This is a genomic window from Bacillus sp. JJ1773, from assembly GCF_036962035.1.
In the GTDB taxonomy this organism is placed as follows: Bacteria; Bacillota; Bacilli; order Bacillales; family Cytobacillaceae; genus Cytobacillus.
In genome coordinates, this window is sequence record NZ_JBALNX010000047.1 from 1,566 (window position 1) to 10,449 (window position 8,884).

Below are 8,884 nucleotides of genomic sequence, written 5' to 3' on the forward strand. Positions count from 1 at the left end.
ATATAGTTATTATATCGACAATATTCATCATTTATTTATTTGGTTAAATTAACCATTGTTTAAATAGTTTTATAAACCTTAGTAAAAAAAGACAAATCTGACACCAACTTTAAATAGTATTATTATTAAGGTAATTAAAAAGCAAAAAAAGTTGGTACTTTATATAGGATTAAAAGGGACAAATTTGTTAATTTTCGGGACATTGTGAAAGGATGACTCCTTAAAAGAAACAAAATACAAAAGGGTACAAGAAATGGAAATAATCTAAATTTCTATTTATGATAAAACGCCTACTTAAAAATATTTTATTTTATTATTGTCAGTAAATTATATTAGCCAATTTTCCTAGTCTATATAAATTAAACAAGTAAAAAAGAGACCTCATAAAAGGTCTCTTTCTTTGGATAATTAACGAAGAAGTTGAAGAACTCCTTGTGGCTGTTGGTTCGCTTGTGCAAGCATAGCTTGAGCAGCTTGAGTAAGAATATTGTTCTTAGTCATAGCCATCATTTCTTTCGCCATGTCTACGTCACGAATACGAGACTCTGCAGCTTGTAAGTTTTCAGAAGTTGTTCCTAGGTTGTTAATAGTATGTTCTAAGCGGTTTTGAACAGCACCAAGGTTTGAACGGTTTTCAGATACTGTATTAATTGCCTTTTGAATAGCGTCTAAATTCCCTTTTGCAATAGTATTCAAGCTACTAGCTGCAGTTGTACCCACATCTGAGCTCAAGTCTTTCAAAGTTCCAGTAGAAACACCTAAAGTACTTGACGTAGCATCAACTAAATCTAATTTAATCGTTTCACCAGAGTTAGCACCAACTTGGAAAATTAGTGAAGATGTAGTATTTAAAATTTGTTTTGTATTAAATTTAGTTTGAGTAGCAATTGAATCAATTTGCTCTGTTAATTGAGTAATTTCTTTTTGAATCTTAGATGTATCATCAGTAGTTAGAGTTTCGTTCGCCGCTTTAGTAGTTAACTCAGCCATACGTTGAAGCATTGCATGAGTTTCGTTTAATGCACCTTCAGCAGTTTGGATTAAAGAAATAGCATCTTGAGAGTTGCTTTGAGCTTGATTTAATCCACGGATTTGGTTACGCATCTTTTCAGAGATTGCAAGACCTGCTGCATCGTCTGCTGCACGGTTGATACGGTATCCTGAAGATAATTTCTCCATAGATTTAGCTGAAGCATCGTTGTTGTAGTTTAATTGACGATGAGTGTTCATCGCTGAGATATTGTGGTTAATTCTCATTATTATTTTCCTCCTTGAGTTTGAAAGTTCCCACTTCCATGTGGTTAGTTTGACATAGTATTTGTCGGCCGACTAATTTTCTATGTGACTATTTATTATATCGACAGGAATTTTGAAGTTTTTACATTTATTTTGTTTTTTCTTCTAATATTTTTTTTAGGTCGAAATTTCCTTTTAATGCATTGATATTTTCTTGTTCCGTTTTGACGATTATTTCTTTGCGGAGGATTTCAACATCCTTTGGTGCTTTAATACCGAGCTTTATTTGCTCTCCGTCTATTTCTAGAATGGTAATTTCAATATTTTCATTCAGGATAATACTTTCATTCTTTCTCCTAGTGAGAACTAGCATTATTATCCCTCCTGACCTTTTTGTTTGTTTTTATTGACTAACGGATGTTTTGTATGATAAGTATCTGTATTAAGTATGGCTTGTTTCCCTTTATTTTCTTTTCTATTAATAATAACTGGAGCTTGCAGATTGATTGTAGATGTTGTTAGAGAATCTCCTAATGTGATAATTGAATAGATTTGGATATCCGTCTTTTTCTCAATGTCTAGTTGAGATACAACCGATTCTTCTAGATCAAATTCATATTCTTTATAGAAAGAGAAGGGTTCACTAATAACAAAACCCAGTTCTTCATTGTTTATGGATTGTAGGATACTAAATGGCGAGTCAGTTCCAAGAGGGAGAATAACAAATTCCTTTTCCTGTGGAAACCCTGGAATTCCACTGCCAAAAAAAATCTTATCCTCTTCGTTCACTTCAATTTCTTCGTGATATCTCGTATTAATTTTCATTTTTATCACCACACAGCCTTTATAATTTAAAATCTATTTTCAAGGAAGGAGTTTGTTCCATATAAATATCGACACGACCCGGAATGTACTCATGAATTGGACGATTAATTTGCACTTGAATATTTGGTTTATTTCGTTTCCATTCTATATCTACTTTTGAAGGTGTATATTCTACTTTAACACTGTTTTGCGAAGGAGTATTCCCCGTGTTAAATACTAAGTCATGAGTCAGCGCCCGTTCTGCATGATTAGCAATTGGATTTCCTCCATTTTCAATCATCATTAGTTCGGCTCCTTCTTGGACAACTTTACCGATATACTCCATTAAGTTCCGATAACCTAGCTGAGCATTTTCATCTCCTCTTTTAAAAACAGACTTTAAATCCAAGTTTTCTTTTGCTATTGTTTGATCAATCGTTAATCTGCTGGGCTGGCGATTGATTACCATTTCGGCTGGAGGCTGTTCAATGCTTAAATCAGCTTGTGGCTGCTCAATATGTTGATTGGGTTTAGTGATATCTAACCCAATTTTTCCAACTTGTGATTCAATACGAATTTGTGGAATTTGCATAATATAATCTCCTATAAAGAAAAGCTATCTAAACAGATAGCTTAATTCTTACCTTAAAAAGTCAACTAATGTTGGCTGGATGATTCTAGAACCGACACTTAGTGCCATTCTATGAATACTTTCCTGTGTTTGCAAATCTAAAATGACTTTTTCTACATCAATATCTTCATTTTCAGACATTGTTTTAGTAGCAATAATTTCTTGAGAATCTAAGCGATCCTGAATCATCTCTACACGATTCATTGAAGCACCAATACTAGATCTTGCTGAAGTAACCGTATTTAAATGATTTTGAAAGTTTTCAATAAAATTGCTTAAATCTGGGTCATTTCCGTTTTTCAATGCATCTTGCAGATCTTCCAGATCCTTTAGCATCCCGCTTGTTTCTGTACCAAATACATTCGCTCCTAAATAATTGACTTGAAGCTTGATTCCTCCAGAAACTTCAATATTTATGGCATCTGTATTGTAATTGGTTTGTATTTTATTTGCTGCATCAAAAGAAACTGGAGCATTATAAATATCTGAACCATTAAAAATATACTTTCCAGACAACTTTGTATTCGCTATAGAAACAAGCTGCTTTTTAATTTCTTCAATTTCATTTTCTATTTTTTTTCGATCTGAATCCGTTACGGTACCTGTATTTGCTTGATTTACTAATTCACTTATTCGGTGGATAGATGATCCAGCCTTATCAAGTGCATCCTCAGTATTTTCCAACCATACATTCACTTCAGACATATTTCTTTTGTATTGTGAAACATCATTAACACTTGTCCTGTAAGAAATCCCTTTAAAAACAACAACCGGATCATCGGATGGTCTAGAAATTTTCTTTTGTGAACTAAGCTGTTCTTGATATTTCCCTAACTTTTGGTAGCTCCCGCTTAAGTTACGTAACATATTATTGGTAAGCATCGATTGTGTTACACGCATTTATTTCCCCTACCTTCCGACTACGCCCATGCCATTAATAATTTTATCAAGCATTTCATCAATTACTGTAATATTTCTTGCGGAGGCATTATAGGCATGCTGAAATTTAATTAAATTTGACATTTCTTCATCCAGCGATACCCCTGATACTGATTGTCGCTGATAATCCACAGTATCCAATAATATTAAGGTGTTTTTTGATAATACATTTGCTTCTCTCGTCTCAACACCCAGAGAAGAAATTAACCCGCCGTAGAAGGATTTAATATTGCCGCTCATCTTCAAATTAACTTGTGTATAATCCTTTAGGTCAATTGGGTTTCCTGTAGAGGGATCAGTTACCTGTGCTTCAAATGCAGAAAGATCCTTTCTTAAGACATCTGCTAGCTTATATCCATTATCTCCATTTCCTTTGCCGTTCACTGAAGCAGCAATTTCATTCGGATTGTTAATTGCCACTGAAATTTTACTTGCTGCACCCTTATAATCAGTGACATCATTAAAAAAGTCTTTGCCGTTATTGCCGTCTAAATCAATTCCGTTTTTATGGATATGATTAAATTCTTTCAATAATGTAAAAGCCAATTTATCAAGCTGGTCTATCATATCAGGATACCGTCCAACCTGGTTTCCTGTTTGATTTACATATCCGAATGCCTCGATATCGGCTTTAAGAGAGCCTTTTGCAAAATTTTCTACTTCAATTGGTGAACCAGAACCAATCGATAAAGATTCGATGTAACCGTCATTATCAGCTTTGTAAGATAATTTGTTTGGATCACCGTTTATTGTATTTTTATCTACAAGTGTTCCTAAGCTCTTCCCTATAGGATTTAAAATTTCTATTTTGTAAGTTCCCTCTGCAATAGGTGATGGCAATCCTCCGCTAGGCTGAGTTGTCACCTTAATATCTACTAATTGTGAAAGTTCATCAACAAGACGATCTCTTTCATCGTACAGATCATTCGGCAGATCCCCGTGAGGCTCTACCTGGCTAATTTGTTTATTGATATTATTAATCTGAGAAGCTAGTGTATTTATTTTTTCAACGTTTACTTTAATACTCTGTTTCAAATCCTCGCGAATGGAATTTAGAGAGGCAGACAGATAATTAAAAGTATCAGCAAGTGCATGCCCTTGTGCTAATACACTTTCTCTAGCTCCACTCTCATTAGGATTTGTGCCTAATGTTTGCAAGGAATTCCAAAAATTATCCATTGCCGCTGATAGCCCCTCGGAAGTGGGCTCGTTCATTACATTTTCCATCCTAGTCAACGCATCAGACTTTGATCCGTAATAACCTAATTTATTGTTCTCACTTCTAAATCTAGCATCAATAAAGCTATCCCGGATTCTCTGAATGCTTCCTGCCTCTACACCTGTCCCCATTTGACCAGGTAAATAGGGGCGGTTAAGCCCATTAGCAGGATAAGGAGAAGTTTGCTGAAAATTAACCCGTTGCCGCGAATACCCCGGCGTATTTGCATTTGAAATATTATGACCCGTTGTATATAAAGCACTTTGCTGGGTAAACATACCGCGGCGGGCAGTTTCTAATCCCATAAAGGTTGGACGCATATTCTTGTTCCTCCGTTCTATTAAGCTTCCGAGTTAAACACACTTGAGGAATGATGTTCAGAAGGCTTTTGATTTTTTGAGGGCGGCCCATAGTTAATATTTGTTGGCTGAGGTCGAAGCAAGCCCATCGAAAAATGAACAAATTGAAGTGATTGATGGATAAGCTGCTGATTTAAATAATTTTTCTCCTTTAAGCTATGTACTATTAAAGAAAGCTCATTTACCATCTTTGAGAGCCTGTCTTGTTCTACAGCATCAAAGCTCTCAAGACAGTCTGAAACTGTCGGCTGTTCAACTTGAGGAACCATTGTCCTAGCTGTCTTTTGACGCTCTTTTTCCGTTTGCTCAATCGCCGCAATATGCGTTTGCTCATCCTTAAGCATAAGATCGAGGGCTTCCATGTCCCCGGTTTTAATGATGTCTGTTTTTTTGACTGCAAGCTCGTAAAGGCTTTTATGGAGCTTGAGCAATTTTTCTATAGATGCTGATAAGGCTTCGGCGGACATGAAAGGTTCCCTCCTTCTTATTTCTTATAAAAATTGATAATGCTCTTCGCTACTTCTTTTGGATCGACTTTGTAGGTTCCGTTCTCTACTTGAATCTTTAATTCGTCCACCTTTGCTTGGCGTTCATTTGCAAATTGGGAGACTTGCTGCATTTCTTTTGCAGTGGTTGAAATTTCAACTTTATCTGTAGCTTTATTCATCGACTTTGCAGCCTGATCAAAATTACTCATTTGGCGTTTATATGGATTCACACCTGATGATCCGAAATTATTAATTTTCATTGTTTATCCCTCACTTTCGGCCCGATACATTTTCTTAATTTTATTATCGGTTAAAAGTGTCTATTTTTTAACATTATTTTTTTAATGATGATTTTCTGTTACAGAATACTGACCTACCTCTTCCGAAACTTCTCATCCCCCGCAAAGTAAGTTGCATGCTTCTCTCTTCTTTCTATTTCCTTCCTGCGCTCTTCTTCTGATGTATGTACTTGTAAATCCTTTCTAAGCTCCTCTGTACACTTATCACAGATTTTCCCTGTTCGAATAATTGCCCCGCATTTGTCACAGGGGTATCCTAGATTCGGAAACTGAGTCAGCTGAAGTCTACCGGCTTTGATAAATTTTAGAATCAATTCTTCCTCGACTTCTGTTGCTTCGACAACCTGGTTCATCGTTGCGGCGCGGTTTTCGCGTTTGCGCATGAATTGGTAGACGGTTTCGTAGGCTTTTTCTTCTTCTTTCCAGCATTTATCGCACACATCTCGGAATTTATTTTTCACAAAAATACTGTCGCAGTTCGGGCAATTCGTAAGCTCTGCCATTCATTCTCCCCCTCATGTTGAACATGTCTCTTTATTTCCTCCATTATAGCCAAAGTTCTCCATTTAAGAAATGACGGATTCGCGAATTTTCGTTAACCGCGAGCAAAAGTAACGGAGCTAACTGAGTGCGCACCCGCTTCCTTTAAACATTTGGCTGCATGCCGGAGGGTAGAGCCGGTTGTATAAATATCGTCAATCAGGAGGATATTTTGATTCGGAATGGGTTCTTTTATTTGAAAGACTTGCGCTAGATGGATTCGTTCGGAGCGGGATTTCTTCGATTGTTTTTCGGTGTGGGTTCTGGTAAAAAGGTCGCTTGATTCAAAGCCCCAAGCCCGAATTAATGCCTCAGACTGGTTAAAGCCGCGTTCATAAAGGCGCTCGGCACTTAACGGAATCGGGACTATCTTGTCAAAGGAGATTGCAGCAAGCCTTTTTTTCATAAAAGAAGCAAAGACATGCGCGAGCACATAGTCACCGCGGTATTTATATTGGGCCATGACCTCTTTGGCAAAATCATTGTACATCACGATAGAGAAGTTTTTCTCCAAAGTCCCTGCCCATTGCAAATCTTCCTCCCAACGAACACAATCCAGACATTGGTCATGAAGCTTAAATTGTGGTTCTATTTGCTCTAACGGACGATCACAGGTCCGGCATGTTTCGCCAACTATGATGGAAAACTTTTCGCGGCAAGACCAACACAGTGTCACCACTTCCTCTTTGGAAAATAATGCGGTCCAGCCTATTTGAGGGATTATTTCTGCAAAACAAACAAGACAATGCTTAATAATCGATCAATCCTTTCTTTTTTGCTTCTACATTCATATTTTGGATTTGTTTTTTCGCGCGGATCATTGCTTCGGTTTTTCCGTAATGAAAAAATACAATATCACCGCCGGGAGCAAGTGAGCTTCTTCCAACACGCCCAGCAATTTGTACTAGAGCGCTTTCGGTAAAAATCCGGTCTTCTGCACCCAAGACAGCGACATCAATATTAGGAAAGGTGACACCCCTTTCCAAAATAGTCGTTGTGAGCAACAATGGGATTTCCTTATTTCTCATCGCCTGGACCTTTTCTTTACGCTGTGGGTCCTCGGCATGGACTGCTTCAATTTTCGGATGGAATTTTCTTATGAGAGGAAGGATTTTTCCCATTTTATCGATCTTAGGGACAAATAAAAGACATTGCTTGTTGGAATCTAGCCGGTTTTTGATCCACTGGATTACGTTAGGCGGAAGGTGCTCTTTTTTGAGTCGCTTTTCCCAGTTGCCGCACCATTGAAAACGCGGTACCGGGAGAGGATGGCGGTGAAAACGTGCAGGAATGGTGACAAATTCTCTTTTTCCTTGGCGGCATTCTTTTTGCCATTTTTCATTCGGGGTGGCAGTTAGGTAGATCATCGAGGATGAAGATTTGCGTGATTGACGGACAGCATATTGGAGTGATTCTTCGACTGAATAGGGAAAGGCATCGACTTCATCAAGGATAACGGTATCGAAGGCATGGTAGAAACGAAAAAGCTGGTGGGTGGTGGCGATGGTGAGCGGCGCATTGAGATGGCGGTCCTCGCTGCCGCCGTAAATGGAGGCAACTGCGATACTAGGAAACACTTTTTTCAGACGCGGAGTGAGCTCGAGGACTACATCGGTTCGTGGGGTTGCGAGGCAAACTCTTTTTTCGGCTGTGAGTGCTGCGTTTATTCCCTCGAATAGCACCTCCGTTTTCCCCGCTCCGCATACGGCCCAAACGAGTAGCTCCTTATCGCCTTGCACTGCTTCCGCTACCCGTTTTGATGCAATTTGCTGTCCATCGGATAATGTACCATCCCAAGAAAGCGGCGGGTCTGTACATTTTAACGGAAACACTGGACCTGTCCAACTGATCAGGGGCGTACACGTGCTCACTCTTCCCATCATGATGCATTTTCGGCAATAGAGACATTCTTCCTCACATCTTGCACATGGAAACGAGGTGAAAAAATGCTTATCTTTGTTGCCGCAGCGCTTGCAGAAACTTTTGCGGCCTTCTGTAATAATTCCCTTTCGATAAATGAGATACCCATTTTCATAGTGTTCCTGGATTTTTTGTATCGGATCGGTTAAATCGTCCAGTAATAGCTGCTTTCCGGATAATTGCTGCTGGAGTTCTTGTGAGAAGGGGTAGGCTGGATTTAAATCTTGATGAGGAATGCTTTCAATGGAGGAGACTTGATGAGTTTTTTCTGGGGACATAAGGATTTTGTCTGGGGTTATTTTGTCATAAGTAAGTGCGAATCGCATGTGCAACACCTCTTTTTTTTAATATTGTTTTGGAAAAGTTTTGTCCGAGTAAGGGCAAGTTCATTTAGCCTCTGCCTCAGGTGAGGGTTTGATGACCATTTACACCATTTTTCCGACTGGACG

The 8,884-nt window shown here is 38.2% G+C and carries 11 protein-coding genes; all 11 read right to left on the reverse strand.

Features of this window, described 5'->3' with window-relative positions; all coding sequences use genetic code 11:
• Nucleotides 1-408: 408 nt before the first annotated feature.
• The 11 genes from V7127_RS13695 to V7127_RS13745 all read right to left on the reverse strand — a co-directional run bounded on the left by V7127_RS13695 (nt 409) and on the right by V7127_RS13745 (nt 8,761).
• Nucleotides 409-1,257: a flagellin gene (locus tag V7127_RS13695; protein ID WP_335486875.1), complete on the reverse strand. Its 849-nt coding sequence runs from the start codon at nt 1,255-1,257 to the stop codon at nt 409-411.
• A 127-nt stretch (nt 1,258-1,384) separates the two neighbouring features.
• Nucleotides 1,385-1,609 carry a carbon storage regulator CsrA gene (gene csrA, locus V7127_RS13700; RefSeq protein ID WP_335486878.1) on the reverse strand — a complete coding sequence of 75 codons (225 nt, stop codon included), beginning with the start codon at nt 1,607-1,609 and terminating at the stop codon, nt 1,385-1,387.
• 2 nt (nt 1,610-1,611) lie between these two features.
• The gene (gene fliW / locus V7127_RS13705; protein ID WP_335486881.1) at nt 1,612-2,061 is read right to left on the reverse strand and encodes a flagellar assembly protein FliW; all 450 of its coding nucleotides are present in this window, start codon (nt 2,059-2,061) and stop codon (nt 1,612-1,614) included.
• Nucleotides 2,062-2,080: 19 nt separating this feature from the next.
• Entirely contained in the window at nt 2,081-2,632 is a 552-nt protein-coding gene (locus tag V7127_RS13710; RefSeq protein WP_335486884.1) for a DUF6470 family protein, read from the reverse strand.
• A gap of 48 nt (nt 2,633-2,680) precedes the next feature.
• Nucleotides 2,681-3,571, reverse strand: coding sequence for a flagellar hook-associated protein FlgL (gene flgL / locus V7127_RS13715; protein WP_335486887.1), 891 nt, complete (start codon nt 3,569-3,571; stop codon nt 2,681-2,683).
• Between the two features lie 9 nt (nt 3,572-3,580).
• On the reverse strand, nt 3,581-5,149 hold the full coding sequence (flgK, locus tag V7127_RS13720; RefSeq protein ID WP_335486890.1) for a flagellar hook-associated protein FlgK: 1,569 nt from the start codon (nt 5,147-5,149) through the stop codon (nt 3,581-3,583).
• Nucleotides 5,150-5,169: 20 nt separating this feature from the next.
• Nucleotides 5,170-5,655 (reverse strand): flagellar protein FlgN, encoded by a 486-nt coding sequence (locus V7127_RS13725; protein WP_335486893.1) that lies wholly within the window; start codon nt 5,653-5,655, stop codon nt 5,170-5,172.
• Nucleotides 5,656-5,672: 17 nt separating this feature from the next.
• The gene (gene flgM / locus V7127_RS13730; RefSeq protein ID WP_335486896.1) at nt 5,673-5,936 is read right to left on the reverse strand and encodes a flagellar biosynthesis anti-sigma factor FlgM; all 264 of its coding nucleotides are present in this window, start codon (nt 5,934-5,936) and stop codon (nt 5,673-5,675) included.
• A gap of 113 nt (nt 5,937-6,049) precedes the next feature.
• Nucleotides 6,050-6,478, reverse strand: coding sequence for a TIGR03826 family flagellar region protein (locus V7127_RS13735; protein ID WP_335486899.1), 429 nt, complete (start codon nt 6,476-6,478; stop codon nt 6,050-6,052).
• A 92-nt stretch (nt 6,479-6,570) separates the two neighbouring features.
• Nucleotides 6,571-7,047, reverse strand: coding sequence for a ComF family protein (locus V7127_RS13740; RefSeq protein WP_335486902.1), 477 nt, complete (start codon nt 7,045-7,047; stop codon nt 6,571-6,573).
• Nucleotides 7,048-7,264: 217 nt separating this feature from the next.
• Nucleotides 7,265-8,761 (reverse strand): DEAD/DEAH box helicase, encoded by a 1,497-nt coding sequence (locus V7127_RS13745; RefSeq protein ID WP_335486905.1) that lies wholly within the window; start codon nt 8,759-8,761, stop codon nt 7,265-7,267.
• Nucleotides 8,762-8,884: the final 123 nt, after the last annotated feature.

What these genes read in the sequence shown, in the direction of transcription:
- V7127_RS13710 (WP_335486884.1), bottom strand. Translation starts at nt 2,632, where the DNA reads ATGCAAATTCCACAAATTCGTATTGAATCACAAGTTGGAAAAATTGGG.
- fliW (WP_335486881.1), bottom strand. Translation starts at nt 2,061, where the DNA reads ATGAAAATTAATACGAGATATCACGAAGAAATTGAAGTGAACGAAGAG.
- flgL (WP_335486887.1), bottom strand. Translation starts at nt 3,571, where the DNA reads ATGCGTGTAACACAATCGATGCTTACCAATAATATGTTACGTAACTTA.
- V7127_RS13735 (WP_335486899.1), bottom strand. Translation starts at nt 6,478, where the DNA reads ATGGCAGAGCTTACGAATTGCCCGAACTGCGACAGTATTTTTGTGAAA.
- flgM (WP_335486896.1), bottom strand. Translation starts at nt 5,936, where the DNA reads ATGAAAATTAATAATTTCGGATCATCAGGTGTGAATCCATATAAACGC.
- V7127_RS13725 (WP_335486893.1), bottom strand. Translation starts at nt 5,655, where the DNA reads ATGTCCGCCGAAGCCTTATCAGCATCTATAGAAAAATTGCTCAAGCTC.
- csrA (WP_335486878.1), bottom strand. Translation starts at nt 1,609, where the DNA reads ATGCTAGTTCTCACTAGGAGAAAGAATGAAAGTATTATCCTGAATGAA.
- flgK (WP_335486890.1), bottom strand. Translation starts at nt 5,149, where the DNA reads ATGCGTCCAACCTTTATGGGATTAGAAACTGCCCGCCGCGGTATGTTT.
- V7127_RS13745 (WP_335486905.1), bottom strand. Translation starts at nt 8,761, where the DNA reads ATGCGATTCGCACTTACTTATGACAAAATAACCCCAGACAAAATCCTT.
- V7127_RS13695 (WP_335486875.1), bottom strand. Translation starts at nt 1,257, where the DNA reads ATGAGAATTAACCACAATATCTCAGCGATGAACACTCATCGTCAATTA.